Source organism: Chryseobacterium sp. W4I1, from assembly GCF_030816115.1.
Taxonomy (GTDB): Bacteria; Bacteroidota; Bacteroidia; order Flavobacteriales; family Weeksellaceae; genus Chryseobacterium.
The window spans coordinates 1,342,255-1,362,761 of sequence record NZ_JAUSXQ010000001.1 but is presented as its reverse complement, the minus strand read 5'-3'; the positions used below and the strand labels follow the sequence as shown (position 1 = coordinate 1,362,761).

General features: G+C 37.4%; 25 protein-coding genes and 1 pseudogene. 8 read left to right on the top strand and 18 right to left on the bottom strand.

What is annotated here, in order from left to right:
* Positions 1 to 32 precede the first annotated feature (32 nt).
* Both QF044_RS06270 and QF044_RS06265 read left to right on the top strand, forming a co-directional pair.
* Entirely contained in the window at positions 33 to 1,220 is a 1,188-nt protein-coding gene (locus tag QF044_RS06270) for an MFS transporter (protein WP_307265004.1), read from the top strand.
* Between the two features lie 112 nt (positions 1,221 to 1,332).
* Positions 1,333 to 2,061 (top strand): NAD(P)-dependent oxidoreductase, encoded by a 729-nt coding sequence (locus QF044_RS06265; RefSeq protein WP_307265003.1) that lies wholly within the window; start codon positions 1,333 to 1,335, stop codon positions 2,059 to 2,061.
* 524 nt (positions 2,062 to 2,585) lie between these two features.
* On the opposite strand, the gene QF044_RS06260 is transcribed toward QF044_RS06265, so the two are convergent.
* On the bottom strand, positions 2,586 to 3,482 hold the full coding sequence (locus tag QF044_RS06260) for an AraC family transcriptional regulator (RefSeq protein WP_307265000.1): 897 nt from the start codon (positions 3,480 to 3,482) through the stop codon (positions 2,586 to 2,588).
* Between the two features lie 177 nt (positions 3,483 to 3,659).
* Between QF044_RS06260 and QF044_RS06255 the strand changes: the two genes are divergently transcribed.
* The 4 genes from QF044_RS06255 (at position 3,660) to QF044_RS06240 (ending at position 6,119) form a co-directional block, all read left to right on the top strand.
* A complete protein-coding gene (locus QF044_RS06255; protein ID WP_307264996.1) occupies positions 3,660 to 4,148 on the top strand; it encodes a cyclophilin-like fold protein in 489 nt (162 codons plus the stop codon).
* Between the two features lie 150 nt (positions 4,149 to 4,298).
* On the top strand, positions 4,299 to 4,712 hold the full coding sequence (locus QF044_RS06250; RefSeq protein WP_307264993.1) for a cupin domain-containing protein: 414 nt from the start codon (positions 4,299 to 4,301) through the stop codon (positions 4,710 to 4,712).
* A gap of 74 nt (positions 4,713 to 4,786) precedes the next feature.
* Positions 4,787 to 5,464, top strand: coding sequence for a carboxymuconolactone decarboxylase family protein (locus QF044_RS06245; RefSeq protein ID WP_307264990.1), 678 nt, complete (start codon positions 4,787 to 4,789; stop codon positions 5,462 to 5,464).
* A 211-nt stretch (positions 5,465 to 5,675) separates the two neighbouring features.
* Positions 5,676 to 6,119, top strand: coding sequence for a putative quinol monooxygenase (locus tag QF044_RS06240; RefSeq protein ID WP_307264987.1), 444 nt, complete (start codon positions 5,676 to 5,678; stop codon positions 6,117 to 6,119).
* Between the two features lie 5 nt (positions 6,120 to 6,124).
* On the opposite strand, the gene QF044_RS06235 is transcribed toward QF044_RS06240, so the two are convergent.
* From QF044_RS06235 to QF044_RS06225, 3 genes are all read right to left on the bottom strand, one after another.
* Complete coding sequence (locus tag QF044_RS06235; RefSeq protein ID WP_307264984.1) at positions 6,125 to 6,280, bottom strand: hypothetical protein; 156 nt, start codon at positions 6,278 to 6,280, stop codon at positions 6,125 to 6,127.
* A 1,154-nt stretch (positions 6,281 to 7,434) separates the two neighbouring features.
* The gene (locus QF044_RS06230) at positions 7,435 to 7,767 is read right to left on the bottom strand and encodes a hypothetical protein (RefSeq protein ID WP_307264982.1); all 333 of its coding nucleotides are present in this window, start codon (positions 7,765 to 7,767) and stop codon (positions 7,435 to 7,437) included.
* 22 nt (positions 7,768 to 7,789) lie between these two features.
* Complete coding sequence (locus QF044_RS06225) at positions 7,790 to 8,050, bottom strand: helix-turn-helix domain-containing protein (protein WP_307264979.1); 261 nt, start codon at positions 8,048 to 8,050, stop codon at positions 7,790 to 7,792.
* A gap of 571 nt (positions 8,051 to 8,621) precedes the next feature.
* Here QF044_RS06225 and QF044_RS06220 point away from each other — a divergent pair.
* Positions 8,622 to 9,065: a JAB domain-containing protein gene (locus QF044_RS06220; RefSeq protein WP_307264978.1), complete on the top strand. Its 444-nt coding sequence runs from the start codon at positions 8,622 to 8,624 to the stop codon at positions 9,063 to 9,065.
* Between the two features lie 169 nt (positions 9,066 to 9,234).
* On the opposite strand, the gene QF044_RS06215 is transcribed toward QF044_RS06220, so the two are convergent.
* From QF044_RS06215 to QF044_RS06165, 11 genes and pseudogenes are all read right to left on the bottom strand, one after another.
* Positions 9,235 to 9,714, bottom strand: a complete 480-nt coding sequence (locus tag QF044_RS06215) for a DUF3872 domain-containing protein (RefSeq protein ID WP_307264975.1) — start codon at positions 9,712 to 9,714, stop codon at positions 9,235 to 9,237.
* Positions 9,715 to 9,726: 12 nt separating this feature from the next.
* Positions 9,727 to 10,287 (bottom strand): conjugal transfer protein TraO, encoded by a 561-nt coding sequence (locus QF044_RS06210; RefSeq protein ID WP_307264972.1) that lies wholly within the window; start codon positions 10,285 to 10,287, stop codon positions 9,727 to 9,729.
* A gap of 1 nt (position 10,288) precedes the next feature.
* Complete coding sequence (traN, locus tag QF044_RS06205) at positions 10,289 to 11,191, bottom strand: conjugative transposon protein TraN (RefSeq protein WP_307264969.1); 903 nt, start codon at positions 11,189 to 11,191, stop codon at positions 10,289 to 10,291.
* Between the two features lie 15 nt (positions 11,192 to 11,206).
* Complete coding sequence (gene traM, locus QF044_RS06200; RefSeq protein WP_307264966.1) at positions 11,207 to 12,505, bottom strand: conjugative transposon protein TraM; 1,299 nt, start codon at positions 12,503 to 12,505, stop codon at positions 11,207 to 11,209.
* Positions 12,506 to 12,508: 3 nt separating this feature from the next.
* The gene (locus tag QF044_RS06195) at positions 12,509 to 12,778 is read right to left on the bottom strand and encodes a hypothetical protein (protein ID WP_307264963.1); all 270 of its coding nucleotides are present in this window, start codon (positions 12,776 to 12,778) and stop codon (positions 12,509 to 12,511) included.
* A 10-nt stretch (positions 12,779 to 12,788) separates the two neighbouring features.
* The gene (gene traK / locus QF044_RS06190) at positions 12,789 to 13,412 is read right to left on the bottom strand and encodes a conjugative transposon protein TraK (RefSeq protein ID WP_307264961.1); all 624 of its coding nucleotides are present in this window, start codon (positions 13,410 to 13,412) and stop codon (positions 12,789 to 12,791) included.
* Positions 13,413 to 13,424: 12 nt separating this feature from the next.
* Positions 13,425 to 14,418: pseudogene (gene traJ / locus QF044_RS06185) on the bottom strand (conjugative transposon protein TraJ).
* A 1-nt stretch (position 14,419) separates the two neighbouring features.
* Positions 14,420 to 15,025 (bottom strand): DUF4141 domain-containing protein, encoded by a 606-nt coding sequence (locus QF044_RS06180; RefSeq protein ID WP_307271960.1) that lies wholly within the window; start codon positions 15,023 to 15,025, stop codon positions 14,420 to 14,422.
* Positions 15,026 to 15,073: 48 nt separating this feature from the next.
* Positions 15,074 to 17,584, bottom strand: a complete 2,511-nt coding sequence (locus QF044_RS06175; RefSeq protein WP_307264958.1) for a TraG family conjugative transposon ATPase — start codon at positions 17,582 to 17,584, stop codon at positions 15,074 to 15,076.
* Positions 17,581 to 17,913, bottom strand: a complete 333-nt coding sequence (locus QF044_RS06170; RefSeq protein WP_307264956.1) for a DUF4133 domain-containing protein — start codon at positions 17,911 to 17,913, stop codon at positions 17,581 to 17,583. The genes QF044_RS06175 and QF044_RS06170 overlap by 4 nt, the downstream gene beginning before the upstream one ends.
* 11 nt (positions 17,914 to 17,924) lie before the next feature.
* Entirely contained in the window at positions 17,925 to 18,230 is a 306-nt protein-coding gene (locus QF044_RS06165; RefSeq protein WP_307264954.1) for a DUF4134 domain-containing protein, read from the bottom strand.
* A gap of 190 nt (positions 18,231 to 18,420) precedes the next feature.
* Between QF044_RS06165 and QF044_RS06160 the strand changes: the two genes are divergently transcribed.
* Complete coding sequence (locus tag QF044_RS06160; protein ID WP_307264952.1) at positions 18,421 to 19,395, top strand: YhcG family protein; 975 nt, start codon at positions 18,421 to 18,423, stop codon at positions 19,393 to 19,395.
* Positions 19,396 to 19,475: 80 nt separating this feature from the next.
* On the opposite strand, the gene QF044_RS06155 is transcribed toward QF044_RS06160, so the two are convergent.
* From QF044_RS06155 to QF044_RS06145, 3 genes are read right to left on the bottom strand one after another with little or no spacing between them, the layout of a single operon-like run.
* Positions 19,476 to 20,099: a hypothetical protein gene (locus QF044_RS06155; RefSeq protein WP_307264950.1), complete on the bottom strand. Its 624-nt coding sequence runs from the start codon at positions 20,097 to 20,099 to the stop codon at positions 19,476 to 19,478.
* Positions 20,100 to 20,110: 11 nt separating this feature from the next.
* A complete protein-coding gene (locus QF044_RS06150; RefSeq protein ID WP_307264948.1) occupies positions 20,111 to 20,260 on the bottom strand; it encodes a DUF3408 domain-containing protein in 150 nt (49 codons plus the stop codon).
* On the bottom strand, positions 20,190 to 20,507 hold the full coding sequence (locus QF044_RS06145) for a DUF3408 domain-containing protein (RefSeq protein ID WP_307264945.1): 318 nt from the start codon (positions 20,505 to 20,507) through the stop codon (positions 20,190 to 20,192). The genes QF044_RS06150 and QF044_RS06145 overlap by 71 nt, the downstream gene beginning before the upstream one ends.

Below are 20,507 nucleotides of genomic sequence, written 5' to 3'. Positions count from 1 at the left end.
TCAAATTTGCTACATCAAAATTGTAAGCATTCATGAAAACATCAATCTATGTCCTGGCACTGGGAGCTTTTGGCATTATTACCACTGAATTTGGGATAGTTGGTATCCTACCCACTATTAGCAGGCAATTCGGTGTATCAATCGATACCGCAGGATGGCTGCTTAGTGCCTTTGCAATAACTGTGGCTGTGTCTTCACCCTTTATCACTTCATTTACAACCAAAATAAACCGCAAGTTCTTGCTGTGTCTGGTCATGAGCATATTTGTCCTTTCTAACCTAATCTCTGCATTTTCCACCAATTTTACGATGCTTATGATCGCCCGGATATTACCTGCAATATTGCATCCTCTGTTCTGGAATATTTCTATCGCCATTACATTCAAGGAAAAAGGAGCAAAAGGAGTATCGACAGTAATGTTGGGATTAAGCTTAGCGACGGTGCTCGGTATTCCCTTGACAACCTATGCTGTGGACCTTTTCCATCATTGGCAGGCATCATTTTTTCTTAGCAGTGCAATAAGTTTAATTGCCTTTATTGGTCTGTTGCTCTTCATCCCCTCTATTCCTGCAGATAACACAAAATCCACACAGAATCAGCTAGCCATATTGAAAAGCCCTCTTTTGTGGCTCAACCTAATTTCCAGCATTGCCACACTAGCAGCAATGTTTGCCAGCTATACCTATCTCACTGCTTTCCTTGAACAGATTACAAAGATGGATGGTGCCCAGATCAGTATGATGCTGCTCCTTTTCGGTGGTATGGGAACGCTAGGGAATTGGCTTATGGGAATAGCTTTGAATCGCAATGTACTTGTGACTGCAAGATTATTTTTAATCCTCTTGGTGACAGTACAGATTCTAGCTTATTATCTTGGGGGAATTTTTATGCCCATGGTCCTCATCGTCTCTCTATGGGGAATGATCCATACCGGAGGATTTCTGGTTTCAAATATCCGAACCACACAATCTGTTCCGCATCATGCACTGGAATTTGTTAACAGTTTATTGACTTCATCTTTTAACATTGGAATTTCTTTAGGTGCGTTTCTCGGCGGGATAGTAAGTGCCTATTACGGAGTTCAGTATGTTCTATGGGTAAGTGTTTTACTTTTGACAGTAACATTTATTCTGAGTTTTATGACTTTTCCTAAAAACAGTACAGAAAATGAAGAGGCAAAACAATTGAAACATGTAGCATCTGCATGTGAACATAGATAAGTATTTTTATAGTTCTTCCACTGACAACCTTTGTCTGATCCGGGCAATGACAGTGGAATTGCAACTATCCCAATATCTTACACTTCTTATACAATTTCATAAACAAATACTTATGCATAACAAAATATTAATTACTGGCGGTTCCGGGAAAATTGGAAGCCACTTTATCAAATCTTTTTCAGATCACTATAAATTTAGAGTTTTAGATCTCCACCCTCCCCAGACTCAAGATACATCCATTGAATATTTTCAAGGAAATCTCACGGATAAGGAATACCTCATAAAGGCTTGTGAAAATATGGATATTGTTATTCATCTGGGTGGTATTGCCACTCCCGATGCCACATTTGATGATTTACTGGACGCCAATATCATTGGAACAAAGAATATTATTGATGCCGCTATTGCGGCGGGTTGTAAAAAAATTATTTATGCAAGTAGTGCACAAACGATAGAAGGTTATCCAAAAGACGTTCAGCTTAACACCGAGATGCCTATAAAGCCTGGCAATTTATATGGTGTTTCTAAATGTTTTGGAGAAGCCCTGCTTTCCTACCATTGTTTCAGCAGTGACTTAACTGCAATATGTCTTAGAATTGGAGCCTATGAATTTCCGGAAGATTTCACAGAAATGAATGCTCGGGATTTAAGCGCCTATCTGCATCCCGATGATTTAAATCAGCTCCTTCATCTATGTATTGAATCTAAAAACATAAAATTTGAAATATTAAATGCTATTTCCAATAATACGTATAAACGACTTGACATTCAGAAGACTAAACTTTTAACGGGTTACGATCCCCAGTATAATTCTTTCGATTTATTTAAGCTCAAGAAATAAAATTATAATATGTTTGAAAAGCAAAATTTAGAAGAAAATACGTGACAGAAATTAAAAATACATACTTAATTTATAGAGAACAAGCGACTATTATTCCATCGGGTCGATAGATTCTAATATGGAATTATAGCGGGGAATATGAACATATTATTCAAGATCAAACTTATCCCCATTCGAAGTTTGACATTCACTTGGTAGGACAGCACCATACTAAAGTTCTACTCAAAGGTAATGTTCCCGTAAATTCCATCGGTGTCAATTTCAAACCATACGGTTATTATTCGATAGCAGGAAATGACCTTTATACCACTAAATAATAAATTATTTTAAATATTTACTTTTCTTGGAAAAACTTATTGTAAGCCATCTCACCGGACAGACAATTGCAGTAGAGAAGGCTATCCCCTATTTCAAGTGTTTTTTGCATTAATAAAACTATCTACTTGGCTGTACGGTATATTATCGTCATTTTATTGATTTAACGTATTTGACAGGATTTTTAAATGCATGAATTAAGTTTAGAGCTAATTCGCACTTCGATATCCATTAGGTGAAACCCCTACCTTTTGCTTAAACAGCCTTGTAAAGTGTTGATGGTATTTAAATCCTAACTGGTATGCGATTTCACTGATGGTTTTATCTGTTCCGAAAATCAATGACTTCGCTGTTTCAATTACCCTGGACTGTATAAAATCTAAAGGAGTATGTCCGGTTTCTTTTTTTATAAGGTCCCTGAAATAATTAACAGAAAAATTCAGTTCTTCGGCACAGTAACTTACCGTAGGAAGCCCCATTGTCTCACATTTTCCCGATTGAAAATATTCGTTGAGCAGGTTTTCAAATCGTGTGAGAATGTCTTTGTTCACATGGCTGCGCGTAATGAATTGGCGGTCATAAAAGCGCATACAGTAATTTAAAAACAGTTCTATGTTTGATACTATCACTGTTTTACTATGCTTATCAATGTTCTGCTCTATTTCGTTTGAAATTTCGTTCAGGCAGTTTACAATAGTTTTTCGTTCCTTTTTAGATACATGCAGGGCTTCGTTTACTTCGTAGGAAAAAAAAGTATAATCCTTGATTGTTTTTGCTAAATGAGTTCGCTCGAGTAGATCAGGGTGAAATACAAGAGCATATCCCGAGGGTTTTGTCATGACTCCATTGCTATCGATACCATATACCTGTCCTGGGGAAACGAATACCAGGGTTCCATCCTCATAATCGTAGGGCTGACATCCATATATGATATCACCGCATTTTATATCCTTTAAGAATACGGCATATATACCCATATATCTTTTAAAGTATTGAATAGGATCAACATCATCAAAGTTGATGACACTTACCAAAGGATGCAATGTATCTACACCAATGTAATTGTTATACTGTTTCACAGTATCAATCCTTTCTACCTTGTCCATGACTTAATTTTTTATGTTACAAATTTAGCAAACAGGCACTTATATTGATACAATTGATTAGAAATAGGTGAAATTGGTAAACAATTCCGTGATTTATATAAAGTAAACAACGTGCCCTCGATGTAACTTTGGTTATCTTGTAAGTTGGGTAACTAACTTTTAAAATTAAGTTAAACGATGAAAACAAATATATTAAAAAACGTATACTTCTTATTTCTTGTTTTGTCGATCACTCAGTTATATGGCTGCAGTAAAAATAATCGACCCTATAAAGGAGTAAATGAAACCGTAAAAAAAGAAGACAATATGAAAATTAAAATAATAGTTGGGGACCGCTCCCTCACAGCAACTTTAGACGATAATCCCACCACAAGGGACTTCATCGCATTATTACCCTTTACTGTAAAACTGCAGGATTATGCCAGTACAGAAAAAGTTTTCACCCCCGCGAAGAAATTATCTATCCAAGGTGCGCCAGCTGGTGTTAAGCCTACAGTTGGTGATATAAGCTACTATGCCCCTTGGGGTAATATTGCCATATTCTACAAAGATTTTAGCTATTCGGAAGGTTTAGTGAAAATTGGTCATATAGATAACGGTGAAGAGGCATTTCAAATCTCAGGGTCTATAGATAACGTTAGATTTGAACGCATTGAAGAGCAATAAAAAAGTAGAGATTACATCTGAATATAAGATATGATAGGAAATATAAAATTCAAAACGATAATGCTCATTACAAGTGGTCTGCTGATCCAGATTTCGTGTAGTAGCAACAGTAATAAAAATTTCGAAGTTAAACAGACAAATAATATTGAAATGAAAACACAACTTGATTCTTCCTTATTTCCCCAAGGGGGAAAACTATCAAATGAATGGTTTACCGGAAATGCTTTTCTACAACCATTATTGGCGAAAGATAAAAACAATGATTTCGCGATGGGCAGCGTAACTTTTGAACCAGGTGCACGGACTATTTGGCATACACATCCAAAAGGGCAGGTCTTAATTGTCACTGAGGGTAAAGGTTGGTACCAGGAAAAAGGGAAACCTGCCCAATCCATCAAAAAAGGCGATGTTGTCAACATTCCCGAAAATCTTGAACACTGGCACGGAGCAGCCGCAGACAGTAAGATGGTCCACATTGCAGTCACTAACTATAGGGGCGATGAAAATGTGACTTGGCTTAAACCTGTTACAGATAGTGAATACAATCAGGTTAATAACAAATAATTATTAAAATGAAATATCACAGGTTCTTTTGCCAATGGATAATTATTTTGAGCCTTATTTTAAATGTAAATACAATGAATGCACAATCTAGAACCGATACTTTAAATAAAGAACAGCAAAGTATCGTTGCAATTTCCGCTCTCACCGCAATTGGAGACCTTGAAAATTTAAAAATTCAGTTGAATGGTGGCCTGGATGCAGGTCTTACTGTCAGTGAAATAAAAGAATTATTAGTACAGCTCTATGCCTATAGTGGCTTTCCAAGAAGCCTGAATGGTATCAGTACACTTATAGGTGTGCTCGAAGAACGAAAAACCAGAGGTATTAAGGATAAGCCCGGTAAAGAATTTGCAGAAAATGATCAGAAAAGTAATAAATACGAACAAGGCAGAAAGGTTTTGGAGCAATTGACTAAAACACCACAGGCAAAACCTGCGCCTGGTTTTGGTTCGTTTGCTCCGCGCATAGATGCGTTTTTAAAAGAACATCTTTTTGCTGATATTTTTGAAAGTGATGTACTAAGCTATCAGCAGAGGGAACTTATAACCATTTCAGCATTAGCCGCTATGACTGGTGTAGAGCCTCAGCTGGAGGCACACATAGGTATGGGAATGAATATCGGTATCACTGAAGACCAATTGGACCAAGTTGCTGCACTGACCGAAAAATTTATCAGCAAAACGCAGGCTGATCTAGTCCGAAAAATACTTTCAAGAAAACAGCAGTCCGAAGAACGTCTAAATTCCCGCTAATTATAGTTATAACCGCGATATTGATACCAATTTTCAGGATTATTATTTTGTTGCAGATATTCTTGCCTGCTGTATAGTCAGTTTCCTTTTTGATAAGGCCATCAAAATAATTAGTGGAAAGTGTTCAATATTATTGAAAGAGCCATAGGGCTGAAACAGTATCAACAGTCCTCTTAAAAATGAAGAATTAAAAATCTTTAATAAATAGTATATGTCAAATGATATGTTTAAATATAGTAATTTCTTCAGGCAGTCACTGTGGGCGGCTCCGGTGATTATAGCCTTTTTTTTAATAAATAATACCGCCCATGCACAACAACATGAAATGATGTTACGTATTTCAGAAATCGAAATTCATCCTCAGTATCTGGAGGAATACAAAATGTCCCTAGAGGTCGAAGCCGAGGCATCGGTCAGGCTTGAAAAAGGAGTAATTGCTATCTTTCCGATGTTCCAGAAGGACAATCCGACGCAGGTACGTATATTGGAAATGTATAAAGACCAAGAGGCTTACCAATGTCATTTGAAAACGGAGCATTTCCTCAAGTACAAAACAACCACATTCCACATGGTCAAGGCATTAAAGCTTGTGGATATGGATGCACTGGATCTGGATGCCGCAGTCCATATTTTCAAAAAGATGCCAGCTAATTAAAAATATCAGGCTCCACCTTCAACATCGCGAGAAGACAAAAAATCATCAAAGGCTTTCATCTGTAATCTGCTCATCAGAAAAGCCATTCTTCCTAATCCAACACCAGGCAACAGTTCCCAATTACTACTGTAGGTTTTCTCTTCCATGTTTGAGTAAATCATTTAATAAAGATTTAATTTCCATTATTGTCCTGTTGAAACCTCCTTATCTCCTTATACTAATTTTTACGGGTTTCATGAATATTCTGACAAAAGTACACACTGTTTCCGGGCGAAAGTACACCAGAGTTATCAATCTGTCTATTATCGCGCCGACAAGCGTTGGCTCATCAATAAAGTTTTATCATGCTTCAATTGCTAGCTGAGAAGTTATGATAACTGAGCTATTTCCATATCTGCCTTCAAGCATATCCAGCAGTGCAAGCCTAATGTCAGCGTCTATAGATTTTAACCCGAAGCCAGCCAGCATCAGTAACTTTTAGTTTGCAATACCCTTTATCATTTCAATCTGAGTACAAATACCAATTGGAGAAAACAGTTTTAAACACATTAATTCGGAATAGCTTAGGGTTTGCTTCTTAGAGCCAACTTATTATCACTCCCTTTCTTATCCAAAATCTTCATAATGCTGCGTGGTTTTAATATTTTTGTAACTGAACATTATGCTCTTCTTTCAGCATCTGGCAATGGTAATCATAAACTTTCTATTTCAAAGTTTTAAGATAAACGTTAAGTGTCACTTCCTGAGAGTTTCCGGTTGCTTTCTGTCCTTTGTTATCCCACTTTTACGACTTAATATACCTTTTAGCAACAATGTCCACTGCCTTGCCGTCTCAGGATAGGTCACGAAATAGGTCATATAAATCGTGACCTATTTTGATTTTTTATGATTCTAGCGCAAAACAAAAAACGCTATAAACATCAATGTTTACAGCGTTTAAGCTTATTTTGGTTTCTAACCTAGCGGAGAGAGAGGGATTTTGTAACCTTACCTACTCTCTTTATTTATAAGTGTCTCGCTATAGCATCTTGTAAAAGGCCTTAAATAGGACATTTGCAAAAAGTGGTAAAATCTAAATATAATAATTTTACTTAGTAAAAGTAGAAATTTCCGTTCAGATTTGCAACCATTTTTTTGAAAACTTACTCAGCTACAAACATCTCAAAGTATGAAATTACGAGAGGATGTTTCATAATCTCATACTTAGTTGCAAGCCCTGACAAAATTATATATTTGAGAAATCAGTATTTATGATTTTGAAATTATTTGCTAATCAATAGCCGATATATATATACTTCAATAAGAATGGTACAATCTATTTTTTTATTTTTTGTTGCTTCAGATGAGGTTTTAATTCCCGCGCAAAATCCAACATAACAACTTGACTTCCTTTGAATGGATTAAAGGACGGCTGATAGTCAATATAGCCCGAAGAATGCAGATTCTTAAGACATTTGTGGTAGGTTGCTTTTGAGTGGATTTTACTGATGCGCATTACTTCATCGCGTGAAATACTGACCGGATTTCGGAAACGGTTGAAATTCCAGAATTGGAATAAAGCTAGGTATAGGCTGATATGTGTAGGATTAAGCATACTGTCCTGAGCTACCTTTCCATAGAAGCCTGTGAGATGTTTAATGTAATTCATTTTGTTATTTTTAAGAAGAGAATTACCCCTTACTATTCAACATTTTTTCAATGTCTTTGTAACTGTAGTATAATGTTCCTCCGACACGAGTGTACGATAAAGATCCACTAACACGAAGGTTCTGTAAAGTTCCTGTGGAAATTTTCAGAAGTTCTTTAACCTCTGATGATCGCAGCCATAATTTCTGCTCTGAAATTTTGATATTAAACAGATTTTTAATGTCTGCTAGCAATTCGGCTTTGAATTCCTGAAGGTCTTCTTTTGTGATTAGGTTTACTTCCATACTTTCGATTTTGTGTTACTAATAAATGTCTTTTATATCAGTATAATATTATATTTCATCTCAAAATTTAATTTTTGCATCTATCAAAAAGATTACTTAAAAGTATGCGAGAAACCCGCAGGCAGCGTACAATAGCTTTTAATGGATTACTTTGGCATCTAAAGTCCTTAATCGCTAATACTGTATTAAACATTTAAGTGGTATATATAGGCTATAAATATTTCAACATAAACCGGTAAAAAGGCAGCTAAGGTATTGTTGCCAGCCGCCGCGACCTATGCCAACAAAAGACTACGGCATAAACGGTTTCCTCCCTAAAGGTACCCTCCAATTATTCCGTTTCCTTTTGTTTTCTGCTATTGGCAACATTTTCATATCTGCTTTCTTTTTTCGGTTTTCTTTTGAAAAATATTGATTAAAGCCTAAGAAGGCTTGGAGAGGAATGGGAAGAGAAAAGATCGAAAAAGCTTTTACCCTAAAAAACAGGTACATAATAGTTCACTCATTAAATAAAGGCTGTTTAACTTAAGTACGGGAAATAAAAGGCTCTGCCGTACTCAGAGCAATAACAATGAAATATAATATAGTAAATGAGATCAAATTGATCTATACAAGAAAAGGAAATACCGAAAAAAAAGTACTGAACTCCAAGGATGCTACAGATATTTTCCGGGAACATTTTGATGCAGATCAGATCGATTACCGAGAGTCATTTTATTCAATGTATATGAATCAAGCTAATACGGTTTTAGGAATACAAAAAATTTCAGAATCTGGAATTACCTCTTCTCTCGTTGATATCAGAATCATTATGCAGGGGGCTTTATTATGTAATGCCGTGTCATTTATAATAGCTCACAACCACCCTTCCGGAAACTTGACACCTTCACGTGAGGACATACACATTACACAGAAAATAAAGGAGGCTGCCAAACTATTAAACATTAACTTACTGGATCATTGTATAATAACTTCTATAGATTCCTTCTCCTTTTCAGATGAAGGTATATTATAAGAATCCTCATTTTCTTAAAAATAAGAATCCAGAGCCAATTATGGACTGGATTCTTGTAGCGTCGCGAAAAGATGATTGTCCTTCAAGGGTCAACCATCTTTTCGCAAGTAGTAATCAATGCCTATCCTTTATAAATAATTATAGATAAAAGATTCCAACAGATAGTGCACTAATAAAATTGATCAACCCAGGGATTGTATTTCTCTGTTTGGTTTTTGTTGTTAAATTGAAATTCAATTTTTTTCTCATTTCCGAAACTATCAAAAATCCATACCGTGAATGATTGTGAAACTTCCGAGGTTGAAGTATAATACAGTCTGAACTCCTTTTCATAAAGCGGAAAGGTATCATTGGGAAAATATGGATGTGTATTATAATACTGTAGCTTTCCTGTTCCTTCAAATTGAAAATATCGAAGATAATATTTCGTGTCTGAAAAATTACCTTCAGGAAGAATTGTAATACGTATCTCCACATATTCATCTTTGACTATCTCCTTAGGAACCGGCATAACCGACACTTCAAACGGAAAGTTCTGCTGAATTTCCAAATCATCCTTCTCACAAGATTGTACAAGTAATCCAACCATAACTGGTATGAGAAAACACTTGAATAGCATTCTAATTTTATTATTAATTAGATTTTTCATTTTATATTATTTTTAAAAATTATATCTTATTCCAAAGCCGAACAGACAATGAAACTCGGCCATTTGACTATTTTTCAAAAAGCGAAGTTGCCCGTTAACCAGAAAAACCAAATGTCCTGTCAGATAACTTTCAAGTGACAACTTACTACTTGCCCCGTAAATGAAATTACCTGTTGACTTAAGCAATGAGCCATCGTAAATCAATTCATTACCTCTATTAACCTGCTCATACCCTACAAGACCTCCAATTCCTAGATTAAGATTGACATTTCGCATCAAGTCTCCCCATACATAAAAACTGTAACCACCACTCAGCAGGAACGTGTCTATCGGGATATTATAGTTTGTGTATTCATAATATTTCCTGCTATATTCTGCCAGTCCAAAAAAATAATGACCATTCTTTGCGTAAGAAACAAGCCCCGTACTTAACATATAATTTTGCTTTTTAGGAGAGTTTGGAAATACAGAATAGGAAAATTCAATACCTGTTTGTCCAGGAATCATCTGCTGTGCAAATGATTCTATATTTATTGTAATAAGAAAAAGCGTTGCTATCAATAATCTGCTCATCTTAGTTGATTTTGAAATTTAAACTATTGATCAGTTTAGCATTGATCAGCTCTGTATTCTCCAGTTGAACTTTTTGATGCCGCCCTCCATTTCTTTCCAGAACTTCAATTACTAACACCTGATCCTTTAACAAGGTAAATTGCTGCAGTAAGTAAACAGCCGTTACTTTAGAATTATGTTTTGCAGTCATCACCGGCGAATAAACCCTGATTGGTTCCAACAACTTATCCTGAATAACAGTTCTCTTTAAATTCTTCTTATCTACAATTTTAAAATTGATGAATTCAATATCATAAGCTATATTACTTCTGTTATCAACTTGTATGGTAAAGTAGAATTTATTGTCATTTACGTGTAATGCACCAACAGAAAACTGAATACCAAAGCTTTTTGATGCGATATGCTTTACGCTTTTTTTGCTTTTTCGATACAGGTTTTCCATAATCAATTCCGTAAGAGATGAAGAGCTTCCCTTTAGATCTTCAAAAAGTACATCGGTTGAATATTCCTTTTCAATGCTTCTCTGCATCTTTACAAGATCGTAACTGAGGACCTCAGGATATGCACTGTATAAGACATCGAAGCTGTAAAACTTTCCATCTTCTGTAATGACCGAAAAATTGGTCTCTTCTTCAAAATCTCTGACAGCAGATTTAACCCGGAGAACATTTCCGATAGGCTCTGCTTTATTAGCAACCAAAAGATCGCTTCCCAGATCGACGTATCTTATTGATGAAGGAAAAATCACATGAGTGGTTTTACTGTAGGTCACCTGCATCCTGAAAGGTTCCAGCTTGGCTTGTTCCATTGAAACATAGGTCATCACGGAATCCTGACCAAATGCTCTGCTTATAAACAGCAGAAATAGCATAATGAGAATATAATGGCTCTTTTGTGTATTCATTTTTTAATTTTTTGATTAATTATTTTTGGGTACCAGCAAAACCTGATGACCTGATTTTACAGTTACTTTTAGCTGCCGGACCCTTTTTTGAAAATACCCCGACAATCCTTGTACTATTCCCCTGCTCAAATCAGCAGCAATCTGTTGTCCTGCCGATTGGGTCATCATAATATGGGTACCGGATGTCTGACTCATATTAGCTACAATATCGCTGACCGCATTCTGCTCCGGTGAATACGGAACATACAACCCCATCTGACCGTCATTGTCATGAACATTGATTTCTACAGGATAGATATTACCGTTATATTGAATGGAGGATATGGTTAACTGAAGTCTTCCGCCCTGAAATTTACCTGCAGCAATTAACAAACTTCCCGGAGGAATTTCAGTGTGCCCAAGCTGCATTGCTTCTGTAAGTCTTATGGATAATGTACTTTCATTGACCATAGCCTTAGTCTCATAAACAATACCTCTTATTGCATTTTTGGATTGATCTGAAATCTTTGTATCATTTTGAGTGTCATAAAATCTATTTTGATTCAAGCTTGCTATAAAAGCACTATCCGACCGCTCTCTGTATAATGAAAAGACAATGCTGGAATGTGCTGGTTTTGCCGGTGTCAGCTTAAACTTCTTTTCAGTTAGTTTTCCTTCCTCTTCTTTTGGTGCTGATTCTTCTTGTTTTGGGGTTGTTGGAAGATATTTGGCTGCCATCTGATATGATTTTTCCATAAGTTCTAACTGATCATTCATTCCAAGACGTTCAGGAACAGCATTGTTTTGAATCGCTTCATTCTTTAATCTTGAAATTTCCTTCCTCAGATTGTTGACTTCTTGATCATCCTTGCCATAGAATGAGCTCAAGGTCTGTTGGGCGTTGCGGTAGCTGTTTACAGCATTCTTATCCGATTGCTCAAGAGTACCCGTATTATACGTTGAAACGGACGGATTACTATTCGGATTTAAATCATTTTGGTCATTCCAATAGTCTGATAAGGTGGTGATCGCATTTCTTTTATCTTCATTCTTTTGCTCCAATAACTGCTGTTCATACGCCTTTTGCTTATCAGACTGTAACGGTCCGTCCTTTGCCTGAGGAATGGCTGCATTAAAACCAGCCTCCTCAGTGATGGCATTATTTGACTTTGGTTTAAAGATGAGGTAAATGCAAGATGCACACACGACAGCCATCAAAAAGTAAATGACAGGTTTCTTTAATCTCTCCCATTGAGCTTTCGGAAAATCACCCACTTCGTGAGAATTTTGTGGAAGATCATTTTCTGTAATTTTAATGTTCTCTGAATCTTTCATATTCTATTTTTTGATGGATGAGTTTACGATACCATTCTGTCCTGATTTTTTTTCAAACGATTTCTTAGAAACTCCATCAATATGATTGATTGATATGGTATTTCTTCTCTGGCCTGTAGAAATACAGACACTGACAACGACGATGACCGTTAGGAAAAAATAAACACCAAAGAAAATCTTGGTTAGAAATCTTTGCTTCGCTACGGGAAGCATTTTCCAATAATTCTCCGCCTCTAAAACATAATGTTCGATTTTATCTCTTAGGTTTTTCATTACGGAAATTTTAGCGTTCAACAGTTTCTACATCTTTGTTTTCAATCACATTGAATTTCTCAATGGTAAACCCCTGGGGATTGCTGTCAGACCTTACAGAATTAACCAGTGAGCAGTTCGTAATTAAATTTCTGATGGTAAGATTACTGGATCTAATGATGAACTGTCTGGCGTACGTTTTTACGCCATAAGGATAGCTGTCGAAGTTCGCAACAACGCTATCCACCTCAATCCTTTGCTGGATATTACCGGAAATAATCCTGTTATAATATCCTTTCTCCTGAAGGTCTTTGTAGTAGTTGAATGCAGATTGGTCAGCCAAATTGAAAGCTCTTTTCACATTACTCTCGATAGCATTCTTATCCGGTGCTATGGTGAAGAACAATTCATGAAATCGTCTCACATGCTCTCTTGCTTCCACAGGCCTGTTGATCGACATGTCCTGAGATAGCGCCACCATTAATGATTTGCCGTTGTCCAGCACATAGATCTTCTGACGCTGCTGCTCGGCAAACTGGTAAGATTTGAATACGACCACACCTACCACTCCAAAACACAACACCGCAAATACAAACGTAAACAAACGAATCTGCTTAAAGCTGTTCTCAATATTTCTTAAAATTTTAAATTCCATAGAACTGTATTTTTATTTTAATAATTTTCCTGAAATATTTCCTGTTGCAGAACCTACTGCTGCTCCAGCCACATTGCCCGACTTCGTAGCAGTCTGGTTCACATTGCGCATAAAATTGCCGGCTCCCCCTGCCTGAATCACCCAACCCGTAACGGTCGGTACAGTAAAATACCCAATGATTCCAATCACCATATAGATGATGTACACGGTATTGGAGGTATCAGGAATAAAGGTGGGATCTGCGAGCATTTCAATATCTCGTTCTAAAATCAAAGTCTGTATCTTGGCAAGAATGGCACTGAATATATCGGCAACGGGAAGCCACAGATAAAACGCTAATGTATCTGGTCAACCATTGGGTTAAAGTGGTTTGGAAACCATCCCAGACAGAAATTGCAAATGCAATAGGTCCTAATATTGAAAGAACAATCAGAAAGAAGGTTCTAATGGTATCAATAACCAAGGCTGCTGCCTGAAATAGAATTTCTAAAAACTCACGAAAACCATCTCTGATATCTTTCTTGATGGCAAACATTTCTCTTTCAATATACATTCCCGACATGGTTACCAAATCTGATGGAGACCATCCCAGTTCCTCCAATTTTTTGTCAAATTCTTCATTAGAAATCAAATAAGCCATTTCCGGGTTTCTGAGCATTGCTTCACGCTCCAAAAGATCTTTTTTCAGTTGCAGTTCATTCATATCTAATACCTGGTTTTCCAACATTGAATGACTTCCCTGAACAATTGGACTCATAACACCGTTCAAACTACCTAAGACTAATGTTGAAAAAAACATAATGCAGATCCCAATGGCAAAGGGTCTGAGCATTGGAAATAAATCGATGGGTTCTGCACGGCTCAAGGACTGCCAGACTTTCAATGCCACGTAAAACAGAGCACCTAAACCAGCAACACCTTTAGCAACTGCAGCCATATCGGCGCACATCGGCATCATTTCTTCGTAAACGGAACGCAGGACTTGATGTAAGTTATTCGGTTCCATATTACCAGTATTTTTGATTGGAGGTTCCGTAGAGATTTAACACCCTCTGGGTGTTATTCTGTTTTTTTGCTCTCAGATAGCTCACCGAAATATTTTTGTTGGTATAGTATCTTACCAGATTATGATATTCCTTGACCTCCTTGTAAACTCGATCAACAACATCCATTCTTTCCTTATCATTAAGGGATAGGCCGTTGGAGGTAATAATTTCCTTAAGTTCTTTCAGCAGCTCCGTGCTCTCCGTAAGAAGCGCAGAATAACCATTAGCAATAGAAGCTAATTCCTGAGCATTAAAGTTGGGGTCATTCAGCATTTTACCGAAATTATTCACATACATCTCAGAAACATCACCTACCAAAAGAACGGTCTGCTGAACCTTTCTGGCATCTTTTACCAGATTGTTGATGGCTTTTAGCTGGTCATAATATTCCTTACCCTGTTCATACACTTTCTTAACTTCATTGAAGTTCTTAACAACGTTGGATACTGTTGATGAAGTCTGTACAATCTCATTGGCTGAATTCAAAATACCTGATGCCAGATTAGCAGGATCGGTTACTACAAATTGTGCTTTGGTGTAGGTTACGGTAGCAAAGAAGCCTACCATTAGTGTTTTAATGATTAAATTTTTCATTGTTATAAAATTTTAATTGATTTAATTGTCTTTCGTATTCGATTTGATTCTCTTGAGAGAAATCCGCTTGATGGCATGCTCTACATTACCGTCAAGTTCTGATGCAAGGTTGATCACTTCCATCTTTTCTGTTTCTTCAGTGGTATAAGCCAGATATTCCTCGGTTGAAACCTCCGTTGCGTAGACGGCAGAGTGCGTTCCACCCAATCCAATCCAAACTTCCTTATACAATCTTCTATGATCATTGTTCATATTAATGGATAGTACCTGAGATTTTTCTTTATCAGTCAATCCCAGCATCGCCTGAATGTCATCGAACTTATTCATATACTTACGCTGGTCAAGAAGAATTTTACAGTCCGAATTGTTAATAATACTTTCCTTCACAATCGGTGACTGGATAATATCATCTACTTCCTGAGTCACCACAATGGCTTCACCAAAGAATTTCCTGACTGTCTTGAAAAGATATTTAATGTATTCTGCCATCCCTTCTTTCGCAATTGCTTTCCAGGCCTCTTCGATAAGGATCAGTTTTCTGATTCCTTTGAGTCTTCGCATCTTATTGATAAAGACTTCCATAATGATAATGGTCACAATGGGAAACAGAATTTTATGATCTTTAATGGCATCAATTTCAAAAACAATAAAACGCCTGGATAGCAAGTCCAGCTGTTTTTCTGAATTGAGCAGATAGTCATACTCCCCGCCTTTGTAATAAGGCTCTAAAACATTGAGAAAATTGGCTATGTCAAAATCCTTTTCCCTGACTTTCTTTTGCTCCAGTACTTTCTGATAATCCATTTTGACGTACTCATAGAATCCATTGAATGAGGGATGCTGATCGTTACGCTTAATCTGTTCAATGTAGCCGCTTACAGCATTGGACAAAGCGACTTCCTCTGAACGGGTTGGAGGTTCATCGTCTCTTTTCCATAGCGTTAAAATCAATGTTTTGATACTCTCCCGTTTTTCGATATCAAAGATTCCGTCATCGGTGTAGAATGGATTGAATCCAATAGGATTGTCTTCTGTATAGGTGAAATATACCCCATCCTCTCCTTTGGTTTTACCTTTAATAAGTTCACATAATCCCTGGTAGGAATTTCCGGTATCGACCAACAGCACATGTGCGCCCTGTTCATAATACTGTCGTACCATATGGTTGGTGAAGAAAGATTTACCACTTCCGGAAGGTCCAAGAATAAACTTATTTCTATTGGTGATAATCCCCTGCTTCATCGGGAGATCGGAGATATCCAAATGAATGGGTTTACCGGTGAGGCGGTCAGCCATCTTGATACCGAACGGTGAAGGAGAGTCCTGGTAATTGGTCTCTTGGGTGAAAAAGCACAAGGCCGGTTCGATGAACGTGTAAAAGCTTTCTTCACTCGGGAAATCACCTGCATTTCCCGGAATGCCTGCCCAATAGAGAGTGGCTGTATCAGTGGTATTATGACGAGGTTTACATTCCATGAGGGCTAAAGCACTTCCTGTATCATTTTTCAACTGCTTTAGCTCAGCAGGGTTATCAGACCAGGACATCACATTGAAATGAGCGCGGATGGATTGCAAACCATAAGAATGCGCTTCGTTGAGGTATTTCTCGATCCATTCCTTGTTGATCTGATTAGCTCTGCTGTATCTTGCCAGTGAATGCATATTTCTGGCAGATTTTTCAAACTTAGACAGATTCTCATCACTGTTGTCAATGAACAGGTACTGGTTGTATATGTGATTGCAGCTTAAAAGAAGTCCCACCGGAGAAGCAAAAGACAGCAGACAGTCACTGCGATCTGTGCTTAACTTTTCATAGCGGCTGTGTGATGAGACTGTTCCTGGCAAATCATCGGTATCGGATAAAGTATGCATACTGATACGCTTGTTGCCGATGCGCATTTCTTCCGATCCGAGTTTGATATCCTGTAAAGAAGGATTCGATTCTCTCGACAAGGTCAGGTATTGTTCTAGTATTCCAGATCGTTCGGCAGTTCCTGATATCTCATCTTCGGTCATTCTCTCCAGATGGATATAGCCGCTGTCATTCATAATTCTTTCGAACTGATCGACTGCTTCCATAAAGCGACTGATCACCTCTTTGTCTTTGATCTCCTTTGGGATCAGCTTTCCTTTGCACAGGGATGAGAAGTTGCTCTGCATCCTCATTCTCTCCCTACTGGTCTTCGTAATGAACAGGTAACAGTAATGGTTTAAGAATGGTCTCTCATTGAAATGTCTTTCAAAAGATTTTGATAGAAAACTCTGGTTTTCTTTCGACAGATCAGGATTATAGTTTTCTTTGATAAACCAGTCCTGCTTATGTACAGCCGTATAGTCAGGAAGCGTTTTAATTGCTTTGAACCATGCGGAATGCATGGCTTCGTATTCAGTGGAAGCGACGGTAAACAATTCAGGAAGTCTTACTTTAAAGCAAACTGTAACATCAGCACCTTTTGAAATAATGCAATCATTTTCAATTGCCAGCAATGGAAATTTACTTTCCAACGTTGCTGCCTTGGAAGAATTTCTCATATCGAAGCACTCTTACGTTTAGTTTTCAGATATCGATAAATACTCCTTCGGCTGATGATGTATTTGGGATGTTTCTTACGGGCTTCCATTTTCATAAGTCCGTACTCACCGTATTTTCCATTCAGTGCGAACGTCTGCCAGATAAGAAGGCCACTACTGATTCCTCCGAGAATTAAACAGAGATACGTATTAATTCCAGCCATGTACATGATCATCACGAATACGAGTATTCCCAATAATCCCCCTGCAAAAATGAACAGGTACTGTGCTTTGAGTCCTTTAAACTCCACTGTTCTTCCAATGCCTTTATTGATATGATAGGTATTCATAACAATAATTTTTAAAGGAAGAATGAGCGAAGAATGGTTGCAGCGACGATCAGGAATATACATGCTCCAAACCAGCTTGCAGCAGTCTTGCTTGTGTCAGGATCACCGCTGCTGAACTTGTTGTAAACCTTAACCCCTCCAATGAGTCCGACGACTGCCCCGATGGCATAGATCAATTGGGTAGCCGGTTCAAAATAAGAGGTGACCATCTGAGTAGCTTCGTTGATCCCTGCGGTACCATTGCCTTGGGCAAATACACCTGTTACTGCCATAAAGGTTAAACCTGATACCAGTAGTTTTTTTCTTTGTTTTTTCATAATTGAAACACATCAATTTGTTATGGTGTGCCGCACTTTGCGGAACTATGGGACAAAGATGTTTGAGCCTTGGAATTATTTTAGGCTAATGGCGTTATCAGGAATCTTTTGGCTTTCAACTAACAAGGCACTTACCAGCATTCGTTTATAATTAATTGTAAATTTGTAGGGAATTTCAAAAAAGACAATCATGGATAAAAGGTTCACCGACATTATTGAACTTATCAAGCGGTCTCGTAACAATGCTATAAAAACAGTCAATGCAGAACTAATCACTTTATATTGGAATATTGGTGAATATATCAGTAGAAAGGTGGAATTAAGTGAATGGGGACAATCTGTGGTCAAAGAATTATCTCATTATATCCAGACCAGTGAGCCTGACATCAAAGGATTTTCGGATAAGAATCTTTGGAGAATGAAGCAGTTTTATGAAACCTACAAGGAGTTTCCAAAAATCTCAACACTGTTGAGAGAAATCAGCTGGTCCCATAATCTGGCTATATTTTCACGTTGCAAAACAATTGAAGAACAGGAATTTTACATCAAACTCACAAAGCAGGAAAATTACAGTTTTAGGGAACTTGAGAGGCAAATTTCCAGCAGCCTTTTTGAAAGAACCATGATCGGAAATTCAAAACTCTCAACAGTGTTGAGAGAAACCAACGCAGACATTGCCAATACCTTTAAGGACAGCTATGTCTTTGACTTTTTGAATTTACCCGAAACGTTCAATGAAAGCGATCTCCAAAAAGGACTGATACAGCAGATGAAAAACTTCATCCTGGAATTAGGCAGAGATTTTCTTTTTATCAGCGAAGAGTACAAAGTGCAAGTGGGAAATTCTGATTTTTATATCGATCTGTTATTCTTCCACAGAGGTCTGCAATGTCTGGTCGCATTTGAACTTAAGGCAGATAAATTTAAACCCGAGCATCTAGGACAGCTTAACTTTTATCTGGAGGCACTGGACAGGGATGTCAAGCGCCAGAATGAAAACCCAAGTATTGGCGTACTGCTGTGTAAAGACAAAGATAGCGAGGTGGTAGAATATGCGCTAAGCAGAAGTCTGTCTCCAACCATGGTCTCTGAATACAAGACTCAGCTTCCGGACAAAAAAGTTCTGCAGAAGAAATTGCATGAGTTGTTTGACCATACTAGATAAATCTCTCAATATAATATCATCGAAGTCAAGGCATGGATTATATGATCTGAGTTTTAAAAAAATTTAAAAAGGGAATTTGCCTAAACAAACTCCCTAATATCGAAACTGTCCGGAGAATCACTTTGCATAGAAGAAACGATCTCGTCATCTTTTGAAATGCTTGAGCTTAGTAAGCTGGCAATTCTTTTTGAAGCATCTCCTAATGAATTCTCTAAAAGATCAAAAAGCTCGGTTCCCTGAATTTTTTGAATAATATCGACTGCTTGTCGTTCCAAATCAGGTTCCAACACGTCCTGTTGAAGCAGCTGATCCGCAGTACTCAATTCCTGGAAGGTAACCCCTGTAGCAAACCCGCTTTCAATTTTAGAATCATCCTGATATTGCCAGTCTTCTTCCTCGCCATCCCAATCATTACTTTTAACCAGTATGTCGTCAAGTTCTTTCCTTGAAGCAATAAGTTCAAATACCTCCTCCGTAGTTTCTGAATCAAAATTATTTGGTTTTGTTACGATAGATTCCTTCTGGCCTTGATCAGCATCAGATGGCACTGGTTTCCTCTCTTCTTTCTTTGTTTCTCCAATAATAGAGGGCAAATCGAGCTGCGTTTCAGTATTTTTTTCCTGAAGATGGTGGTTTGAAAATTTCTTATCCCACAGAATTAGGATGATAATGACTAACAAACCTATAATAATTAATTGTTCCATAAGATCAAGTATTAAAAGATTGGACGGTATTTTTTGTTGAAATCATCTGTGATCTCTTTTTCAAACGTCTCGAAGTGGTAAGCCAAAATATTATCGAGATAAGCGTACAGAGGGATCTGATCTTCGGCAATGATTTGGATGATACGGCGAAAGTCGTTCATGATATTCCGGGCGGATGTAAATACTTTTATCACCGCGCTTGGTCATCGTGTGATGGGTTAGAAACTGTTCCGCATAAGTAATTTCAACACTTTTTTTGCCTTTCATTTTTTGTTTCCTAATTAACGTTTCCTTTGAGGAGTCATGTTCTTGGCTCTGCGGTTCCTTCTTTGTGCTGCCAGCCATTATAGACATCAGATATTGTTCATCGATACCGTTGTCTTCGCTGGTCTTTTTATCATTGTTCAT

Coding starts and splice junctions, on each gene's coding strand:
- QF044_RS06270 (WP_307265004.1), top strand. CDS start 33: ATGAAAACATCAATCTATGTCCTGGCACTGGGAGCTTTTGGCATTATT.
- QF044_RS06265 (WP_307265003.1), top strand. CDS start 1,333: ATGCATAACAAAATATTAATTACTGGCGGTTCCGGGAAAATTGGAAGC.
- QF044_RS06260 (WP_307265000.1), bottom strand. CDS start 3,482: ATGGACAAGGTAGAAAGGATTGATACTGTGAAACAGTATAACAATTAC.
- QF044_RS06255 (WP_307264996.1), top strand. CDS start 3,660: ATGAAAACAAATATATTAAAAAACGTATACTTCTTATTTCTTGTTTTG.
- QF044_RS06250 (WP_307264993.1), top strand. CDS start 4,299: ATGAAAACACAACTTGATTCTTCCTTATTTCCCCAAGGGGGAAAACTA.
- QF044_RS06245 (WP_307264990.1), top strand. CDS start 4,787: ATGAATGCACAATCTAGAACCGATACTTTAAATAAAGAACAGCAAAGT.
- QF044_RS06240 (WP_307264987.1), top strand. CDS start 5,676: ATGTCAAATGATATGTTTAAATATAGTAATTTCTTCAGGCAGTCACTG.
- QF044_RS06235 (WP_307264984.1), bottom strand. CDS start 6,280: ATGATTTACTCAAACATGGAAGAGAAAACCTACAGTAGTAATTGGGAA.
- QF044_RS06230 (WP_307264982.1), bottom strand. CDS start 7,767: ATGAATTACATTAAACATCTCACAGGCTTCTATGGAAAGGTAGCTCAG.
- QF044_RS06225 (WP_307264979.1), bottom strand. CDS start 8,050: ATGGAAGTAAACCTAATCACAAAAGAAGACCTTCAGGAATTCAAAGCC.
- QF044_RS06220 (WP_307264978.1), top strand. CDS start 8,622: ATGAAATATAATATAGTAAATGAGATCAAATTGATCTATACAAGAAAA.
- QF044_RS06215 (WP_307264975.1), bottom strand. CDS start 9,714: ATGAAAAATCTAATTAATAATAAAATTAGAATGCTATTCAAGTGTTTT.
- QF044_RS06210 (WP_307264972.1), bottom strand. CDS start 10,287: ATGAGCAGATTATTGATAGCAACGCTTTTTCTTATTACAATAAATATA.
- traN (WP_307264969.1), bottom strand. CDS start 11,191: ATGAATACACAAAAGAGCCATTATATTCTCATTATGCTATTTCTGCTG.
- traM (WP_307264966.1), bottom strand. CDS start 12,505: ATGAAAGATTCAGAGAACATTAAAATTACAGAAAATGATCTTCCACAA.
- QF044_RS06195 (WP_307264963.1), bottom strand. CDS start 12,778: ATGAAAAACCTAAGAGATAAAATCGAACATTATGTTTTAGAGGCGGAG.
- traK (WP_307264961.1), bottom strand. CDS start 13,412: ATGGAATTTAAAATTTTAAGAAATATTGAGAACAGCTTTAAGCAGATT.
- QF044_RS06180 (WP_307271960.1), bottom strand. CDS start 15,025: ATGGTAGGCTTCTTTGCTACCGTAACCTACACCAAAGCACAATTTGTA.
- QF044_RS06175 (WP_307264958.1), bottom strand. CDS start 17,584: ATGAGAAATTCTTCCAAGGCAGCAACGTTGGAAAGTAAATTTCCATTG.
- QF044_RS06170 (WP_307264956.1), bottom strand. CDS start 17,913: ATGAATACCTATCATATCAATAAAGGCATTGGAAGAACAGTGGAGTTT.
- QF044_RS06165 (WP_307264954.1), bottom strand. CDS start 18,230: ATGAAAAAACAAAGAAAAAAACTACTGGTATCAGGTTTAACCTTTATG.
- QF044_RS06160 (WP_307264952.1), top strand. CDS start 18,421: ATGGATAAAAGGTTCACCGACATTATTGAACTTATCAAGCGGTCTCGT.
- QF044_RS06155 (WP_307264950.1), bottom strand. CDS start 20,099: ATGGAACAATTAATTATTATAGGTTTGTTAGTCATTATCATCCTAATT.
- QF044_RS06150 (WP_307264948.1), bottom strand. CDS start 20,260: ATGAACGACTTTCGCCGTATCATCCAAATCATTGCCGAAGATCAGATC.
- QF044_RS06145 (WP_307264945.1), bottom strand. CDS start 20,507: ATGAACAATGATAAAAAGACCAGCGAAGACAACGGTATCGATGAACAA.